We start from the raw sequence: 19037 nt of genomic DNA on the forward strand, positions 1-19037 counted from the left end.
ATAACCGGGGCCGCAGCGTGCGGCCCTTCGATCAGGCGGCAGGACGTCCAGCCGCAAAGTCCCAGAAACGGCCGGGAGCCGCTTCAATCAATGATCGCGTATATTCATGCGATGGATTACCAAGCACGTCGGCGGCATCGCCTTGCTCAACCACTTGTCCGCGTTTCATCACCAGCACTTCATCGCAAATCTGTGCGGCAACACGCAGGTCGTGCGTGATGAAGATGATAGCGATGCCGGTATCACGCTGCAGCTCGGCAAGCAGATTGAGAACCTGCGCCTGAACCGAAACATCAAGCGCAGAGACGGCCTCGTCGGCCACCAGAATATCGGGTCTGAGCGCGACCGCGCGCGCGATGGCAATACGCTGGCGCTGACCACCTGAAAACTGATGCGGATAGCGTTTCAGGGCATCTTCGGGCAACGAGACGATCTTCAACAAGCGTTTCGCTTCCGCTACTGCCTCGTCATAAGGGACGCCGTAATTAAGTGGCCCTTCTGTCAGGCTTTGCTCAATAGTCCAGCGCGGATTCAATGACCGAAACGGGTCCTGAAACACGACCTGAAGCTTCTTGCGAAACGGCTTCATCTCGCGTTTTCCGAGATGTGCGATGTCTCGTCCGTCCACGACGATCTCACCTTCTGTGGGCTCGATCAACCGCATGATTGAGCGGGCAACGGTAGTTTTACCCGAACCGGATTCCCCTACAATACCGAGTGTACGCCCCGGCTGAAGCTCGAAGTTCACCTCGCGAGAGGCATGGACTCCCGGCTTTGCGCTGAAAATCCCGCCACTGCGATAGGTCATGCCAAGATCGCGAACGCGGATCACAGCTTCACTCCCCTGCGGCTCACGCGCCAGACGCGGAACGAGGCTGGGAACAGAGCCCAACAGGTCCTTGGTATATTGCTGCTGCGGTGACGACAGAACGTCCCGGATTGTTCCGCGCTCCAGGATTTCACCATGACGCATAACACAGACACGGTCAGCGATTTCCGCCACCACCCCCATATCGTGCGTGATAAACAAAACCGCAGTGCCGTGCTTTTCCTGCAATTCCGCAATCAGCGACAGGATTTGCTTCTGTGTCGTCACATCGAGTGCCGTAGTTGGCTCATCAGCGATCAGCACCACAGGCTCAAGAATGAGCGCCATGGCGATCATGATGCGTTGACGCTGACCGCCCGAAAGCTGATGCGGGTAGCTTTGATAAATGCGCTCCACATCCGGCAGATGCACCTGCTCCATGATGTTGATAACTTTAGCGCGCTTGGCCTCTGCCGAAAGGCTGGTGTGAACGTCCAGAACCTCTGTGATCTGTTCACCTACCCGCATAACCGGATTGAGCGCAGTCATCGGCTCCTGAAAGATCATGGAGATGCGCGTAGCGCGCATCTTTTTCATGTCAGAGGGTGAAAGCTTGAGCAAATCAGTGTCATCCAGCCTTATTGCACCTGATTTGACCAGCAGGGCATCTTTCGGCAAAAGTCCCATGGCTGTGAGCGACGTCACCGACTTTCCTGAGCCGGATTCGCCTACGAGACAGACCGTCTCGCCTTTGCGAATATCAAAGCTCACGCTGCGAAGCACGGGTGTACCACCGGGAAGCGCCACCACAAGGTTTTCCACTTCCAGAACGACGGACTCATGTGTAAAATCACGATTACGCAGTTCCATATCAGCCCTCCCGCTTTTTCAGACGTGGGTCGAGTGTGTCGCGTGCAGCGTCGCCCAGCAGATTGATCGACAGAACGCAAAGCGTCAGCAACAGGCCCGGCCAGAGCACGATCGATGGCTTGATGCGGAAGAACTGACGGCCTTCAGCCATGATGTTCCCCCAGGTTGGAATTTCCGTGCTGATGCCAGCACCCAGGAACGACAGGATCGCTTCCGTGAGGATCGCAGAAGCGACAATATAAGTGCCCTGCACGATGAGCGGTGCCATCGTATTAGGAAGAAGATGCCGGAACAGGATCTTCGGTGTGCTTGAACCTAGCGCCAGTGCCGCTTCCACATAAGGCTCTTCACGCGCAGTCAGGATGACAGAACGCACAAGGCGCACCACGCGCGGGATCTCCGGGATGGTGATGGCGACAATCACTGAGCCAATAGAAGGCCCATTCAACGCAACCAGCGCGATAGCGATCAGGATCGATGGCATCGCCATCAAGGCATCCATCATGCGCATGATGATTGCATCGGCCGTGCGGAAAAAGCCGGCAATCAACCCGATAAACACACCGACGCCAATTGAAGCAGCCGCAGCAAACAATCCGATCAGCAGCGAGATGCGCCCCCCAAGGATCATGCGCGAGAAGAGATCGCGGCCATAATTATCTGTTCCGAGCAGGTATTCATCGGAAGGCGGCTTCAGCCGCATCAGTGGATTCATTGCCAGCGGATCGTGGGGAGCGATCCAGGGGGAAACAAGGGTTAGGAGGAGGATTGCGGCGAGAAGAAAAGCGGCAATCATTGGCCCGATACCAACACGTGTAACGCGCGGCAGCGAGAACAGACGGAGCATCCAGTGCATGCCTGCCGATGTCGGTTCTGAGCGCATCAATAGCGTATCCTTGGGTCGAACAGTGTGTAGGAAAGGTCAATCAGAAGGTTGACGAAAACATAGAGTGCACTCGTCAGAAGGATCATGGCCTGGATGACCGGATAATCGCGCGCCAGCACAGCATCGACCGTCAGGCGGCCAATTCCGGGAATATTGAAGATGCTCTCCGTCACGACCACGCCAGAAATCAGCAATGCGAAGCCGGTGCCGACAATAGTTACGACCGGCACAGCAGCATTTTTCAGCGCATGGACGAACAGAAGACGGCGATCACTGACACCTTTCGCACGTGCTGTGCGAATATAGTCTTCGCCCAGAACATCCAGCATTGCTGCGCGAGTCATGCGAGCAATGAGTGCGATGTAGATCGAAGCCAGTGTCAGCGCGGGCAATATTGCGCGCTCCATAAAGCCGCCAAAACCCGATGAAATCGGCTTGAAACCCTGCACCGGAAGCCAGCCCAGATTAACCGAAAAAATGAGCAGCAAAACATAGCCGACCAAAAAGACCGGAACGGAGAAACCCAGAACCGAAAAGCTCATGACGAGATAGTCGATCCATGAACGATGACGCCAGGCGGCGATCACACCCATCGGAATTGCAGCGAGAACTGCAATGATAATGGTGAGAACAGCGATCGAAATCGTCGGGCCGATACGTTGTGAAACCATATCGAGCACTGGAACGCCGGAAATCAGCGAAACACCGAGATCACCCTGCAATATCTTGCCCATCCAGGTAAAATACTGAGTGAGGATCGGCTCATTAAGGCCCATTGCCTCGCGGATGCGTTCGAGCTGTTCGGTGGTCGCGGCATCGCCTGCCAGAATTGCTGCCGGATCACCCGGCGTCAGTCTGAGGAGGAGGAACACAAATACCGATACCAGCAGCAGCACCGGCACGAGCGCAAAGATACGTTTTAACAGATAGACAGCCATATGCGCGTCCCGCTTGAGGCGGAACCGGTACAAAACCGACTCCGCGTTGAACTGGGCGCTACCGCACTGAACGCGATAGCGGCGGGCAGATTATTCTTCGGTCTTTTTCACGTTCCAGAAAACGGGAACGGGTGAGCCGAGCATATCAACGACATTGGAGCGGCGTGCCTGTGGTGGGTTATATTCACCAAGCGGAATATAGAGCACGTTCTCCAACGTATGAGCCTGTATCTTTTCGACAACGGCCTTCTGCTCTTCAGGCGTCTTGGCGGCGATATATTCCTTTTTCAACTCTTCGATCTTGTCGTCCTTCGGCCAGCCGAACCAACCCTGATCGCCGCGGCCATTCAGCATAACTGAATTAAGCGGTGTCGCGATTTCTGGAATCTGCCAATTCGTGAAGAAAATATTCCAGCCGCCCTTTGATGGCTCATCTTTTGACGCACGACGACCGACAAGCGTCTGCCAGTCCATCGGCTGCATGTCGACCGTGAATCCGGCAGCGCGGAGTTGCTGTGCTGCAACGACTGGCTGAGGCGACAGACTGGTAACATCGGTCGGCTGCATCAACACAACCGGCTTGCCATCATAACCAGCCTTTTTGAGCAGTTCCTTTGCCTCTTCAACATTGCCCTGCGCGATGATACTTTCCGCGCCGACATTGGTAGCATTGGGCGTGCCGCAGCCGAAAATAGCACCGCAAACCTTGTAGTAATTCGGATCAGCCATCAGCGCTGCAAGCACTGGTTCCTGCGACATGGCAAGGAAGGCGGCACGGCGAATGTCAGGATTGTCGAAAGGTGGATGCTTGAAATTGAGGCGTCCCATTGTCTGATAGCCAAGCGGATCGCGCTGTTCCAGAACAACGGAATCATCGCCATCAAACAGCGGCACGAGATCGACCGGGATCTGTTCGACATAGTCGATTTCACCGCTTGTCAGCGCATTCACAGCAGTTTGGGCGTCGGTCATTGTAACCCAGCGCACCTTGTCGACATTGACAACCTTACCACCTGCCATCCAGCTGGCAGGCTCGCTGCGCGGTACATAATCTTCATTCTTGAGATAGCTGACGCCAACGCCGGGCTGGAATTCTGCCGGTACAAACTTGAACGGGCCAGAGCCAATATGTTCGGTAATCGCGGTATCAGCGGGCGTTGCTGCAATCCGCGCTGGCATAATGAACGGAGGCAAAGCTGCCTGCTTGGAAAGCGTATCGAGGAAGGGAGCGAACGGCTCTTTTAATGTCCAGACAAGGGTCTTGTCGTCAGTGGCCTTCAGAGAATCTGTGATATCCATGATAAGCTGGCCACCGGCATCGCGCTTGGCCCAGCGTTCAAGTGAAGCCACCGCATCTGCAGCCGTTACCGGTGCGCCATCATGGAATTTCAAACCATCGCGTAGCGTGAATGTGTAAGTCTTACCGTCATCCGAAACGGTCCAATCTGCCATCTGTGGCTGTGGTTTGAAATTTTCATCAACAGCAATCAGCACGTCATAGATCATATATCCATGATCACGCGTGATATGTGCGGTGGTGATGATCGGATCGAGAATACGCAAATCGGAATGCATGACTGCAGTGAGCGTTGTTTCCGCCCATGCATTGCCTGCGCCAAGCGCAATCAGGGAAACAGCTATCCCATATTTCAGTTTGCGGAGGATGGGGCCTGGCTGTGTTGATTTGAAAAACTGCATCTATTTGGTTCCTCTGAAGGTTGTTATTATTGTTTTATTTGAATTCTTCTCCCAACGGCTCAAGCCGGATACCTGAGCGCAAGTGCTTCCATGACAATTGTGCCGGGCTGAGCGGCATTGCACCGGGGGCTGTGCAAACAAGGAGCTTTTCAGCAATAGGGGCGAAGTCGGCCCGGAAATGTACTGAGCTCTTATTGACCAGAATGGCTTGCTGTTCCGGTTCAATACCAACCATCCGATAGAGCGCGCGATCGGCCATCTGCGCGAGATTGGTTGTTACAACGACACGTGTCCCGCCAAGACGCAGGCAGGCAGATGGCCCCATATTTAACCAGGTGCCACCGTAATAAGGTCCCGTCGCATGGGCCTTGCCGTCGGAGAGTTTTTCTACGGTGAACGTAGCCGTGAATGGCTGATCGTCATCAATTCCCGACTTGCCGCCAAGGGAGATTTCAATCTCCGCACCCTCGCCTGCCTGATGTGCAATGTTTGCCGCTTCAGGATCGTGGATACAGCCAATCGCCGCACGTTTTGCATCGCAGGCAATAAGCGCACGAAGCATCCCGGTCGTATCCGAACTGCCGCCTGCCCCGGGATTGTCTTGTGTATCAGCAATGATGATAGGACGAGAAGCATCTCGTGCCAGCTCGATTGCCTTCTCAACCCCTTCTTCTGGTTGATAAGAGACACCTGCGAAAGACGGCTCGGCTGCAGAAAGTGCCGCCATGATATCATCTGCACAATTCTCGACCGCTTGCTTATCCCACCCGTAAGCAAAGACTGAAGGACCGCATTCCGCGAAATCGGCAGCGGGAAAGCCCATGAAAAGAGAAGCTGTCAGCACATCTTCCGGCACATCCACCGTCATGCCATACAGGCCTTTGGCCGGTTCCTCATCCGTGCATTGCCATGCGATAGGAATGAGATAATCACCCTGCCGCATCGCCTTGTGCCAGCCATCGGACTTGCCCATTAATGCCTGTAAGGCTTTAGCTGACCGATAGCCGGTCTCGGCCATATCGACATGCGGATAAGTGCGGAAACCGACCATCACATCGGCATGATCGAACATACGACGCGTGATGTTGCCATGCAGGTCAAGCGCTACCGACAACGGCTCACTTGCACGAACCGCGCGAACGCGCTCAAGAAGTTCGCCTTCGCCATCGTCCACATGTTCGGCAACCATCGCGCCATGCAGGTCGATAAAAATGCCGTCGAGCGGACCGCAATCCTTCAACCCTTCAACAATCTCGGAGACGATTGCCTCGTAAGCGTCTTTGGTGACCGGAGCAGAGGGAATAGCGCCGGCCCACAGGATCGGCACGATTTCCCAACCCGCTTCCTGTGCGAACTTCAGTGCACCAGCAATGCCGAGATTGACGTTTTGAGCATTCTCGATAATCGCTTCACCACGCGAAAGCGGGATATATCCGCCACCCTGAACGAATGCTGCCATGGTTGCAGGAGCGGCAGCAAACGTGTTTGTTTCATGCAAAAAGCCAGCTACAGCCACGCGTTTTGACACGAGCGTACTCCCATTTTTCTGATTTGCCCCCTCGGGCTGTGATGTGTATCTGTCAGCGATACATCTATATTGATTTTTTATGATAGGGACCAATTTTGATCCTTGTCAATCCTTGAATCTGGATTAAAGCTTTTTCCCATGAACACATTTCGAGACCTGCGCGGCATATCCACTTTCGATCCGGATGAAGCGGAAGCTTTCAAGGATGATCCGTTGTTTCTGCGCTCGGTCGCACGAACGGTTGCAGTCATGTCTGCATTTCAAAGCGCGCGACATCCCTTGTCGCTCAGTCAGGTTGCAACCGCAGCAGGCATTGATCGCAGCGCTGCCCAGCGCATTGTTCACTCGCTTCTGAAGTTGAATATGCTGGCACGCGACCCTGAAGATCGTGGTTATCTGCCGGGCTTGCGTATTCTCGACATGACCTACGATTTGTTGCGGCTCAACCCCATGTTGCAGCGCGCAAATCCGGTCATGCTGGAACTGCGGCGCCGGGTCAGCGAGCGTGTTGATCTGTCTCTTTTTGACGATGTTCGCGTAATTTACGCCCTGCGTATGCCGTCAAAACACGAAGTTTTCAGTGCGACCATCGTCGGGAATGCAGTTCCCACTTATTGCACGGCGGGTGGTGTGGCCATTCTCTCGCGGCTGCCTGACAACACAATTGCCGACATCGTTAACCGGTCGGATATGACACCATTCACACAGCACACTGTCCGCGATCTGGAAGGGGTGATGGAGCATGTTCGCGCAGCGCGTGAACGCGGACACTCCCTATTGTGCAAGCAGCTTCTCAATCATGAAGTTGCTATTGGCGCTCCGATTCTTGATTGGAGGGGCGCCCCTGTCGGCGCAATCCATGTAGCAGGCAGCCTTCAGGAATGGACGGCCGAAGGCTTCAGCGAAAGTTTTGGGCCGCTCATTCAGAATGCAGCCCAAACGATTTCAGAAAAGTCCCCTCCTTTTGGCAGCAAAAGAGCGGAAGCGGAATAAAAAATACCGGGCTAACAGCCCGGTATTTGTGTCGATTAGTCTTCCTTGATCATGCTGTCTTTGCTGGTATCGCGCATCCGAAGATAGACGATCAGTGAAATGCCGATCATGACGGTTACGTACCAGTAGAAGCCACGCTCCCAGCCACCGTTCTTAAAGCTCAGCGCTACATATTCCGCCGTTCCGCCAAACAAAGTATTCGCCAGAGCGTAAGGCAGCGCCACACCAAGCGCACGGATATGAGCCGGGAAGAGTTCTGCCTTCACCACAGCGTTGATCGAGGTATAACCAGTTACAATGATCAAGGCACCCATGACGAGCATCCCGGCAACCCATGGGTCACGCGTCTGCTCAAGCGTCGCAAAGATCGGATAGGTAAACAGCACCCCTGCTGCACCGAAGGCAATCATCAGCGGCTTGCGGCCAATCTTGTCCGATAATGCACCGGCGACAGGCTGAAGGCACATGAAGATGAACAGAGTGACCGCGTTGATCTGACTCGCCACTTCGCGGCTGAAGCCAGATGTATTGACCAGGAACTTCTGCATATAAATTGAGTATGCGTAGAAGGCGAGCGTACCACCAGCGGTCAGAAGCATGACCAGTGCGGTTTCCTTCGGATGATACTTGATCAGCGTCCAGAAGCCAGACTTCGGGGCGTCCTTGGTTTTAGCATTCTTGAAGCTCTCGGTTTCAGCAAGGCCACGGCGTAGCCAGAAGACAACAACCGCAAGCAATGCACCGATGAAGAACGGAATACGCCAGCCCCAGGATTCAAGAGCAGAAGTTTCCATTGTGCTCTGAAGCACGATCAGTAGCAGAATTGCCAAAAGCTGACCGGAGATCAGCGTCACATACTGGAAGGACGAGAAAAAGCCGCGACGGCTTTTGCCCGCCATTTCGGAGAGATAGGTCGCGCTGGCACCATATTCACCGCCAACAGACAGACCCTGCATCAGGCGTGCAAGAACCAAAAGCGCCGGGGCAACAAGGCCAATAGTTTCATAGCCGGGTGTCAGGGCAATAATAAGCGAACCTGCGCACATTAGCGTCACGGACAGCGCCAGACCTGCCTTACGGCCCTTGCGATCAGCATAGATGCCCATGATCCACGCACCGATCGGGCGCATGATGAAACCAACGGCAAAAACTGCAGCAGCGCTCAAAAGTTGCGCGGTCTGGCTTTCCGACGGAAAAAAATGCGGTGCGAAATAGAGCGTGAAGGCTGCGTACACGTACCAGTCAAACCATTCGACGAGATTACCGGTCGATCCGCCAATAATGGATTTCAGTCGGCTGTTGGTGCTCGGCGCAGCACTCTGTTCGGACGTTATTGAGACCATGCGGTCACTCCTTCAAATCTCACGATTTTTGAGGTTCACCCGTGGTGAGCGCGTCAGTAGCCGCACATATTTCCGGGTGTTTCTGATTTCCTTGAGGATTGTCGCGACAGCGCCCAGGACGGGCTTAAAAAGGCGAAAACCCCTATTGGGAAATGGGCTTGATTGATTGGTTTCTGGATCCGCGCCCCTTAGTCAGGCCGACTTTCAGTTTCCTGAGCCTGTATCGCAACACCCAAATCTCCTTCAAGAAACTGGGCGAGAACAAAGACATGGTTTTGTGGTTGCACGGATTAGCTCCTCCCTACGAAACTCCCATTTTCGAAGTGGTATCAAAATGCGGGACCTGGCTGCCGACCGCCAGAGCAGTAGATTAAAAATTTTAGTTTGTTGAAATAACTCGCAGAATCTCGATTTTGACACATTCTGAACATGCCATTTATGCAAAAATCTGCGTGACATTATTCAAATAAATGCATAATCCTGCACAAATGAAAAAACGGCGGCAGCTCAACAGAATCCTGATGATTGCGCTCGCGTTCTTGCTGGCGATAGGCCTCTGGACGACTGCACGGTCGTGGACGGAGACAAGTGCACTTGATCGTTTGAGCGAGGATGCAACGCTTGTAGCGCGCCAGCAAACCCGCCTTATCGATAGCGAACTGGCCAAGTTCCGCCTGCTTCCGGTTGTTCTGAAAGAATATAGCGACCTTCACGACGTCCTCGCTGGTGAAGCGCGAGAATCTACAGAACGACTAAACGAAAAGTTGAAATTCCTTGCCTATGAGATCGGCTCACCGATCATTTATGTCGTCAAACGCGATGGCACCGTCATTGCTTCTTCCAATGCCAATACGCCTGAAAGTTTCGTTGGGCGCAATTACGGCTACCGTCCTTATTTTCAAGGCGCGATGGCTGCAGGGGCTGCTGAATATTATGCCATAGGCGATCTTAGCAGGCGCTTTGGCCTATTCCTCGCAAGGCGCATTGGCGATGAAGCCAATCCGGTTGGTGTTGTAGTCGTCAAATTTGAGTTTCACCGGCTTGTCCAAACGTGGTCGAACGATCCCGGCCAAACTTTCGTCGTTGATCCTCGTGGCATCATATTGGCATCCACGGATAAGGCAGAAGACCTTCGCTCGTTTCTACCAATCTCCGAAGCGGAACGCACAAAGATAGGCCAGAGCGGACAGTTCAACGTCGCAGACTTGCAACCCAGTCACTATGCTTTCGAGCCTGAAAGCATGATGCGCGGACCATCCGGTGCAAAGTTTCTCACTGTGAGCGAGCCGATTGCCGGAACAGAATTAAGACTTCTCCATGTTGAACCCGTAGCCCCATCAATGCGAGCAGCACATGATCTGGCACGACTTATAACTGTGTCGGCATTGCTGGTCCTCATCGTGATTGCCGGTGCGGTTTATTGGCGAATAACGCGCGCGGCACGTCTGGCTGCAGACCGCGCTGCTCTTGAATCTGCAGTTGCAGAACGCACCGCCGAACTCAGCGCTGAAATGGCAGAGCGCGAACGCGCCGACAAACGCTTTCGGGAAGCACGTGAAGAGCTGGGGCAGGCAAACAGGCTCGCATCACTGGGGTCTATCACCGCAGGTCTTGTCCATGAGATCAACCAACCCGTCGCCACCATTCAGACACTTACAGAAAATGCACAACATCACCTGGCGAAGGGCAAGCTGGACAAAGTCGCAGCCAATCTGGCCACTTCCATCGAACTTACCTCCCGTATTGGTTCCATCACGCAGGAAATGCGGCGCTTTGCCCGACGTGGACACCGCGATTTGGCCCCGGTCCGTCTTGATGAGCTGATCGAAGGCACGCTTCTTTTGATGGGCGACCGCTTTCGCAATACTGGTGTGACACTTGAAATGCCCAATCGTTCCAATTTTCAGGTTCTCGCAAATCGCGTCCGGCTGGAACAAGTGTTGGTCAATCTGCTGCAAAATGCGCTTGATGCAGTTGCTGAAAAATCTGAACCGCGCATCGCTTTGTTCATCTCAGAAGAGGAACAACTTGTGTCCCTGATTGTCGCGGATAATGGACCCGGCATAGATCAGGCATTGGGCGATGAAGTGTTTAGCCCCTTTGTAACCGGAAAGCCGGAAGGTTTGGGCCTCGGGCTGGGTATTGCACGCGACATCATGACAGAACTCGAAGGCACGTTGCGTATCGTGCCTTCGCCATTGGGCGGCGCTGCCTTCTCAGCCACGGTAAAGCGAGCAAAACAAGCATGACAGGCACTGAACCACTCCGCGTCATGTTGATCGATGATGACGTGGCATTTCGCACAGCGCTTGCGGATTCTTTCGAGATCGCTGGTCTGGATATAGAGACCTATGGTGATGGACAATCGGCACTTGCCAATCTGAGTGCCGACTTTCCCGGGATCGTCGTCACAGATATCCGGATGCCACGCATTGATGGTCATGCCGTGATGGAAGCGCTGCTGACACGCGACCCCGAGTTGCCAGTCATCCTCATGACCGGACATGGCGACATCAGCATGGCAGTGGCAGCACTCAAAAAAGGTGCCTTCGACTTTATTGCGAAGCCTTTCTCTGCCGATCACATGGTTTCAAGCGTTCGTCGGGCATTGGAAATGCGCCGTCTGGTTCTCGAAAACCGCAGACTTCGCAAAGCCGCTGCGGAAGCTGAGCAAGATTTCCCGTTGCTGGGTGAAACACCCGTCATGGTGCGATTGCGAGAGACTATCCGCCAGCTTGCAAGTGTCGATGTAGATGTGCTGATCGAAGGCGAGACTGGCACCGGAAAGGAACTAGTTGCCCGACTGCTTCATCGCTGGAGCACACGCCACGCTCGCGGCTTTGTCGCAATCGACTGTGCAGCACTCCCCGACGCGATTGCCGATGACGTGCTTTTCGGCAATAGAATTCAACGCGGACGCATAGCCGATGCGGACCGCGGCACCCTTTTCTTAGATGAAATCGACAGCATGTCAGCAAGCTTACAAGGCAAACTCTTGCGTGTCGTCGAAGAACGCGAATTGCCGTCGATGACGGGGGAGCCTCGCGCTGTCAATCTGCGCGTTATCGCTGCTGCCAAAGGAGATCTCGAAGGCTCGGTCAATGCTGGACGCTTCAGATCCGATCTTTTCTACAGGCTTGAAACCGTGCGGCTTCGCATCCCGCCTTTACGTGAGCGCCGCAAAGATATCGGGCTTTTATTCGCTTATTTTCTCGATGAGGCTGCAAACCAGTTCGGCCAACCGCGTCCGGACATCAATGCAACGATAGAGGCCCGGCTTAATGCAGATGAGTGGTTGGGAAATGTACGCGAGTTGCGAAATTTCGCCAAGCAAGTGGTGCTCGGATTAAGCTACGATCCAGCCAGTGAATCCAGCTCTCTGCCGCTCACAGAGCAGATGGATCAGTTTGAAGCCAAGGTTCTGCAAGACACACTTGCACGCCTGAATGGCGACGTCGGAGAAGCTGCCGAATTGCTACAGCTACCGCGTCGTAGTCTCTACGCCCGATTGAACCGACTCGGCATAGACGCTTCTTCATTCCGCAAAAAAGGCGCCACATAAACGAACGGCAGCGGCTGAGTGCTTAAGCACTCTCGCGCTTCACGACATCATAACCGATATCGATGATCGCATTGGCCGCTGTCACACCAGAGACGCGGTCAACAATCATTTCCATGCTCTTTACACCCATTTCATAGGCGTTCGGCTGGATCGTCGACAGGCCCGGCGTTATTTCCGACGCGATTTCGTAGTCACCCCATCCGGTCACAGCAAGACGCTCCGGTACTTTCCACCCAAGGCGCGTGCATTCGAATATCACACCAGCTGCCACGATATCCGTGGGACAGATTACACCATCAATATCAGGATCGATACGACGCAGCGCTTCAAGCGCCTTGGGGCCCGCACCAAAACCGTCGGCCTCATCCACAATACAGACCCGGTGATGTTCCAGACCTGCCGCAGCCATAACCTCCTCAAAAGCTGGGAGACGATCACTATATCGACGCGCAGACGCGCCACCATAACCGACAAATCCGATACGCAGGCAACCGCGTTCCAGCAGAAGACTAGCCATTGTCCGTGTTGCATCCGTCATGGAATAGCCAACCGCCATATCGAGGACATTGTCAGTGACCCAGCCTTCCACGACAGGCGTCTCGGTCTTCCTGAGCAGATCAATGGCTTCCTCGGAATGCTGATTTCCGACCAGCGAAATACCGGCGACGCGCAGACCGATGAATGTCTGAATTGCAGCCGTTTCATCCTGCCTGGTTTCCGCAAGTTTGAGTATCAGTTCATAACCGCTCTCGCTGGCGCGATCCTGCATTCCGCGCACATATTTATAAAAGCTTGAGTTCTTCATCGACGGAATGACCGCGCCAATGACCCGACTTTGCCCGGACGAAAGAATGCCTGCAGAATGGTTCGGAACATAACCAAGTTCCGCCGCGACCTGAAACACGCGCAACCGCGTTTCCTCCAGCACCCGTTCGGGGTAACGGAATGCATTGGATACGGTCATAGGCGACACACCAGCGGCCTGGGCGACCGACTGCATCGTTATAATATTTTTGCTGCGAACAAGGTTATTCATGGCTTGGCGCACAAATTATTCTCATCAATGCTAATTTCCAAGGTTTTTTATACTCACAAACAGGATATCTGTAGAAAACTCATCCTTGACGAAATCGACTTTACGGTCGATTGTAGCGCTACAATATATTGTAATGCTGGAAATGCACATGATCTTTCTGACAGGCAGCAGGGCAAATCGCGAGAAGTGCTCATGAGTTTGCATTCGCAAAACAGAGCAAGCGCGCTCGTGCTTAGGGCCGTCACGAAGCGTTTTGGCTCGAACATTGCTGTCGACAGTCTCGATCTGACCATCGAGGCCGGAAAACTCGTTTCATTGCTCGGTCCTTCAGGATGCGGCAAGACAACCACGCTGCGCATGGTTGCAGGATTTGAAAGCACGGATTCAGGCACGATCCAAATTGGCGGAACCAATGTAACCAATCTTCCGCCTCACCGGCGCCGTCTCGGCATGGTTTTTCAGAATTACAGCCTGTTTCCACACAGAACAGTCGCAGAAAATATCGGCTTCGGCCTAAAGATGCAGGGTGCCGCAAAAGCAGAACGCGATGAACGCATCAAATCGATGCTCGATCTCATCCAACTGTCTGGTCGTGGCGACGCTTTTCCCTCGCAGCTTTCGGGTGGTCAACAGCAGCGCGTGGCGCTTGCACGTTCATTGGTGGTCAATCCAAAAGTTTTGCTTCTCGATGAGCCTTTGAGCGCACTCGATAAATCTTTGCGCGAAAGCATGCAGTTTGAAATCCGCGCCATGCAGGCGCGACTTGGCATTACCACTCTTCTTGTCACGCACGATCAGGAAGAAGCACTTTCCATGGCCGACCAAGTCGCAGTCATGAACAAGGGGCGCATTCTTCAGCTTGGAACGCCCGGGGAAATTTACGACAAACCGCAGAGCCGTTTCGTTGCCGAATTTCTGGGAGCCTCCAACATTTTCGAGGGTGAGACATCCCCTGACGGCTCATCACTCTTGATCAGCGGACGCAAGGGAAGTGTAACTATTCCCCTCGCCACCCGGTATCCCTCATCACAGCCGCTAACACTTTCTATAAGGCCAGAGAGGATCGTGCCGGTTGCAGATGGCAATGGCCTGTTGAATGGCCGGGTAGTGGGCGCGGTGTTCCGCGGAAATTATGCTGCCTATCAGATCGACGTTCCGGCGCTCGGCCGGGAAATATTCATCTACCGGCAAGCTGAAAGCCGCCTTGGCGAGCTCGCTTATCATCTCAATGAAGAAATCACACTCGGCTGGAACCCGCAGGATGCCGTCGTCGTAACACCAGAATGAACTGAAAGCTCCGAATATGCAGAAGAATGGCGCACGTATCGGCATCGACGTGGGCGGAACATTTACCGATTTTGTTCTGTTCGATCCCGACCGCAAAAGCCTGATCCATTACAAGGAACCATCGACGCCTGAAGATCCGTCTCAGGCGCTGATCGTGGGCCTGCAGTCATTGCTGAAGAAAGCTGATCTCGGAGCCGACCAGATCGACACGCTTATGCATGGCACGACAATCGGTCTCAATGCCATAATCCAGCGGCGCGGTGCAAAGATCGCACTCATTGTCAGCGAAGGTTATCGCGACATTCTGGAAATCGCGCGCAGTCGTATGCCCTCTTCCTTTGATTTTCATGCAAGCAAGGAAGAGCCACTGGTGCCACGCCATCGCATCATCGAAGTCGGCGCGAGACTTTCGGCGAACGGCACGACAACCCAACTCCCCGACGATACAGCTCTTGAAGAAGTTGCAGCACAACTAAATACACTGGATGTCGATGCGGCAGCACTTGTCTTGATCAATGGCTATACCAATCCTTCGGTTGAAAAAGAGCTGGCGCAGAAGATATCGGACAAAACGAACGGGCTTTCCATTACATCTGCCGCAGCGATCTGGCCAGAAATCCGCGAATATGAACGCACACTGATCGCCTGTCTCAACGCCTATATCCAGCCATTGATGCAGCGCTATTTTGAGGGGTTGAAAACGGGCCTTGCTCGCGATGGTGTTCATGCGCCGATCCTCGTCACAGCCTCCAATGGCGGTTCGCTAAGCATCGGCTCTGCACAGGAACGCCCGGTTGAAACGATCCTCTCCGGACCGGCCTCCGGTGTGATGGCAGCCGCACGTTTGGCCGCAACATCGGGCGTGCGCGCAATTATCACATTTGACATGGGAGGCACGTCGTCAGACATCGCCGTTGCACAGGATGGTTCTGCTGCGCTCGCCACCAAAACCGATATTGGCGGTCTGCCTCTAGTATTACCTGTGGTGGATGTCTCGGCCATCGGTGCAGGTGGCGGCTCAATCGTATGGGTTGATGATCATGGCGTGCTGAAAGTCGGCCCTCGCAGCGCCGGCGCAATGCCCGGCCCCATCTCTTACGGTCGCGGCGGCACAGAGCCAACTGTCACCGATTGTTATCTGACGCTTGGCTATATCAATCCAGCTGGTTTCCTTGGTGGACGTATGCAGCTTGAGAGCGCGCCTGCTGCTGCAGCGCTTGCACAGATTGGCAATCGCATCGGATTTCAGGATGAAAATGCTGCGGCGGAAGCGGCCCAGGGGTCGCTCGCAGTCACCACAGCTGGCATGGCGACCGAACTCTATAAAACGCTCGCCGCACGCGGTCTTGATCCGGCATCCTTTGCGCTCGTTCCATTTGGTGGCGCAGGCCCAACACACGCCAACCTTCTGGCAGAAGAAGTGGGCATCGCCCGAATTGTTGTCCCCCCAGCAGCGGGAACATTCTGCGCATTGGGTGCGGCGGCAGCAGACTTACGGCGCGATTTCGTTCGCAGCCTGCGCAGAGAGCTTGATGAAGCAACCGCAGCGACGCTTGCTGAGACATTCGAAGCTCTCGCAGCAGAAGGAAATGACTGGCTGGATCAGGAAGGCGAGCAAAGTACCGGACGCCTTTTCGAAAAGGCTGCCGACATGCGTTATGTCGGACAGGCTTATGAACTGCGCGTTGCATTAAATGATATCGATGCCGACGTTCATGCCATTTCCGAAGCTTTTCACCGCGAACATGAGCGCATCTATGGTTTCCGCGACAGCGCAGCCGAAGTCGAGTTGGGGACGGCCCGTCTCGCGGTTATTGGCGTCACGCCGGACCTTGCCGCGCAAGAGTTTCCAACAGGTGACGGCAAACCGGGCATCAAAGGCAAGCGCCGCTTGTTTCACAAGGGTGCATGGCTTGATGCAGATATCTACGACCGTCACAGTTTCCGGGCAAATGATCAAGTCAGTGGCCCTGCAATTATCGAGCAGGATGACACCACCACTATTCTGCTTCCCGGCTGGATAGCCAACTGCGACAAAGCCGGAAATCTGCATCTTGAAAGGCCGGCACAATGAAACTCAACCCAGTCACGCTTGCCATTCTCGGCAACAAGCTTGCAGCTATCAGCGAAGAAATGTGCCTGACACTTCAGCGCACCGGTCGCACGCTTTATGTCAAGGAAACTGCGGATTTTGCCTGTGCGCTTGCCGGGCTGGACGGACGCTTTTTCGCCTATCCGCGTTCTATCGGTGTTTCAGGATTTGTGGGCCTTGAATGCGGACCGACGATTGAAGCAGTGGGACCACTCGAACCCGGCGACGTCATCCTGACCAACGATCCCTATCGTTCAGAAGGTCTCGCCACACATCTGCCCGACCTTCATATGATTGAGCCCTACTTCCATGAGGGCCGCGTGATTGCTTATGGCTGGTGTTTCGTACACTGCTCAGATGTCGGCGGACGCGTGCCATCCAGCATCTCCCCAATGAATACTGAAATCTTTCAAGAAGGCTTGCGCATCCCACCCGTCAAGCTGTTGAAGCGCGGAGAGATGTCACCCGAAGTGCGTCTGTTTCTGGAAGCAAACAGCCGCACGCCTGAAGCCAATATGGGTGATATCCGTGCCATGCTGGCAGCTCTTGCTGCCGGTCGTCGTCGCTTCGAACAGGCGATTGCCCAGCACGGAGCAGATGAGGTTTCGGCAGCCAGCACCGATCTTGTTACCTACGCAGCTGAAAAGGCACGTTCGGTTCTGCGCAAGGTTCCCGCTGGCTCCTATGCGTTTTCGGATTATCTTGATGATGACGCAGCCGGTAACTTGCCTGTTCGCATCGCACTGACCGTAACATTCGAAGACGGAGAAGTGCATCTGGATTTCACCGGAACTGATCCGCAAGTGGCCACCGCCATGAACATTCCTTCGCGCGGACGCCCCCATGCATGGCTGACACTCAGGGTACTCGCATTGGTCAACACGCTTGATCCAACAGCACCGTTAAATGTCGGCCTGCTTGATACGGTTCGGATCACTGCACCTGAGGGAAGTCTGGTCAACCCGCAGGAACCCGCCGCAACAGGTGTCCGTCATGCCGCCGCCATTCGCGTCAATGACGTTTTGAACGGTGCCTTCGGAAAAGCATTGCCTGATGTCATGCCTGCCGCATCATCCGGCACAGTCATTCCCGTTGTCATGGCGGAACCAGATGGCAAAGGCGGGCGTCGCGTACAGGTCATCGAACCGATGATCGGTGGCACCGGCGCACGTTTTGGTCGCGATGGCGTTGACGGTCGAGACAGCGGCATCTCCAATCTCGCCAACAATCCCGTTGAAACGGTCGAAGCCGAGCTCGGCGTTGAAATCCTGCACTACAGCCTGCGTCCGGATTCCGGTGGCCCCGGCCAATGGCGCGGCGGGTGCGGCATGGAACTGACCTTTCGCGCATTGACCGATGATACCAATGTACTCGGTCGAGGCATGGAGCGCCTGCTGTTCCGTCCATGGGGTTCCTATGGTGGCCAGGCAGGTCTGCCCGGCGCGTTGATCGTTAATCGCGGACGTCCTGATGAACGCAGGCTTGGCAAAATCGATGTGCTCAACGTCAATGCAGGCGATACGGTAACGTTTCTGACCCCCGGAGCGGGTGGTTGGGGCAATCCGCATAAACGAGATCCAAACGCCGTTTTGCGCGACGTTCTGGATGGTTTTGTCACGCGCGACGCCGCTCATACCGAGTATGGCGTGGTGATACACCATGGCGCGATCGATAAGGATGCCACCGAGGCCAAGCGTCAATCACTGACAGACAACGGCGCCACCGACGGATTTGGCCCTGAGCGAAAGCACTGGGATGAAGTATTCGAACCCGCCGTGATGGACAGTCTGAACCGTGCGCTTGTGCAGCTTCCCGGATCCGTGCGGCAGCGCCAGCGTAAAGCTATATTCGACGCCGTTTTGCCTGCTCTACCCGAAGGCTTTCCACGAACAAAGGCAGAAGCCTCGAACGCACATACAGCGGCTATCGCATTCCGGGCGGCAGTTGAGAAGCTCATCGCAATTTCCAATTCCGCAAACGCCTGATTGTTCCAGAT

13 protein-coding genes are annotated in these 19037 nt (G+C 54.5%); 6 read left to right on the top strand and 7 right to left on the bottom strand.

Going from position 1 to position 19037, the window contains the following annotated elements:
- Nucleotides 1–31 precede the first annotated feature (31 nt).
- From ACSME1_RS11465 to ACSME1_RS11485, 5 genes are all read right to left on the bottom strand, one after another.
- Nucleotides 32–1678, bottom strand: a complete 1647-nt coding sequence (locus ACSME1_RS11465; protein ID WP_024898023.1) for an ABC transporter ATP-binding protein — start codon at nt 1676–1678, stop codon at nt 32–34.
- Nucleotide 1679: 1 nt separating this feature from the next.
- Entirely contained in the window at nt 1680–2525 is an 846-nt protein-coding gene (locus ACSME1_RS11470) for an ABC transporter permease (protein WP_374844467.1), read from the bottom strand.
- A gap of 35 nt (nt 2526–2560) precedes the next feature.
- Nucleotides 2561–3502 (bottom strand): ABC transporter permease, encoded by a 942-nt coding sequence (locus ACSME1_RS11475; protein ID WP_024898025.1) that lies wholly within the window; start codon nt 3500–3502, stop codon nt 2561–2563.
- 90 nt (nt 3503–3592) lie between these two features.
- Nucleotides 3593–5200, bottom strand: a complete 1608-nt coding sequence (locus tag ACSME1_RS11480; RefSeq protein ID WP_105706093.1) for an ABC transporter substrate-binding protein — start codon at nt 5198–5200, stop codon at nt 3593–3595.
- Nucleotides 5201–5234: 34 nt separating this feature from the next.
- Complete coding sequence (locus ACSME1_RS11485) at nt 5235–6728, bottom strand: M81 family metallopeptidase (RefSeq protein WP_105706092.1); 1494 nt, start codon at nt 6726–6728, stop codon at nt 5235–5237.
- 138 nt (nt 6729–6866) lie between these two features.
- On the opposite strand from ACSME1_RS11485, the gene ACSME1_RS11490 reads away from it, so the two are divergent.
- Complete coding sequence (locus ACSME1_RS11490; RefSeq protein ID WP_024898028.1) at nt 6867–7721, top strand: IclR family transcriptional regulator; 855 nt, start codon at nt 6867–6869, stop codon at nt 7719–7721.
- A 35-nt stretch (nt 7722–7756) separates the two neighbouring features.
- Here the strand turns inward: ACSME1_RS11490 and ACSME1_RS11495 are convergent, their stop codons facing one another.
- Complete coding sequence (locus tag ACSME1_RS11495; protein WP_024898029.1) at nt 7757–9064, bottom strand: MFS transporter; 1308 nt, start codon at nt 9062–9064, stop codon at nt 7757–7759.
- Nucleotides 9065–9585: 521 nt separating this feature from the next.
- Here ACSME1_RS11495 and ACSME1_RS11500 point away from each other — a divergent pair.
- Both ACSME1_RS11500 and ACSME1_RS11505 read left to right on the top strand, forming a co-directional pair.
- The gene (locus ACSME1_RS11500; protein ID WP_235822386.1) at nt 9586–11313 is read left to right on the top strand and encodes a sensor histidine kinase; all 1728 of its coding nucleotides are present in this window, start codon (nt 9586–9588) and stop codon (nt 11311–11313) included.
- The gene (locus ACSME1_RS11505; RefSeq protein WP_105706090.1) at nt 11310–12626 is read left to right on the top strand and encodes a sigma-54-dependent transcriptional regulator; all 1317 of its coding nucleotides are present in this window, start codon (nt 11310–11312) and stop codon (nt 12624–12626) included. Before ACSME1_RS11500 ends, ACSME1_RS11505 begins: the two co-directional genes overlap by 4 nt.
- A 22-nt stretch (nt 12627–12648) precedes the next feature.
- On the opposite strand, the gene ACSME1_RS11510 is transcribed toward ACSME1_RS11505, so the two are convergent.
- A complete protein-coding gene (locus tag ACSME1_RS11510) occupies nt 12649–13590 on the bottom strand; it encodes a LacI family DNA-binding transcriptional regulator (protein ID WP_245872220.1) in 942 nt (313 codons plus the stop codon).
- A 264-nt stretch (nt 13591–13854) separates the two neighbouring features.
- On the opposite strand from ACSME1_RS11510, the gene ACSME1_RS11515 reads away from it, so the two are divergent.
- Genes ACSME1_RS11515 through ACSME1_RS11525 form a run of 3 tightly spaced genes read left to right on the top strand, consistent with a single transcriptional unit; the run spans nt 13855 to nt 19026 of the window.
- Nucleotides 13855–14949 (top strand): ABC transporter ATP-binding protein, encoded by a 1095-nt coding sequence (locus ACSME1_RS11515; RefSeq protein ID WP_105706089.1) that lies wholly within the window; start codon nt 13855–13857, stop codon nt 14947–14949.
- 16 nt (nt 14950–14965) lie between these two features.
- On the top strand, nt 14966–17023 hold the full coding sequence (locus tag ACSME1_RS11520; protein ID WP_435655235.1) for a hydantoinase/oxoprolinase family protein: 2058 nt from the start codon (nt 14966–14968) through the stop codon (nt 17021–17023).
- Entirely contained in the window at nt 17020–19026 is a 2007-nt protein-coding gene (locus ACSME1_RS11525) for a hydantoinase B/oxoprolinase family protein (protein ID WP_105706086.1), read from the top strand. The genes ACSME1_RS11520 and ACSME1_RS11525 overlap by 4 nt, the downstream gene beginning before the upstream one ends.
- Nucleotides 19027–19037 lie beyond the last annotated feature (11 nt).

The organism is Brucella pituitosa (genome assembly GCF_965577835.1).
Taxonomy (GTDB): domain Bacteria; phylum Pseudomonadota; class Alphaproteobacteria; order Rhizobiales; family Rhizobiaceae; genus Brucella; species Brucella pituitosa.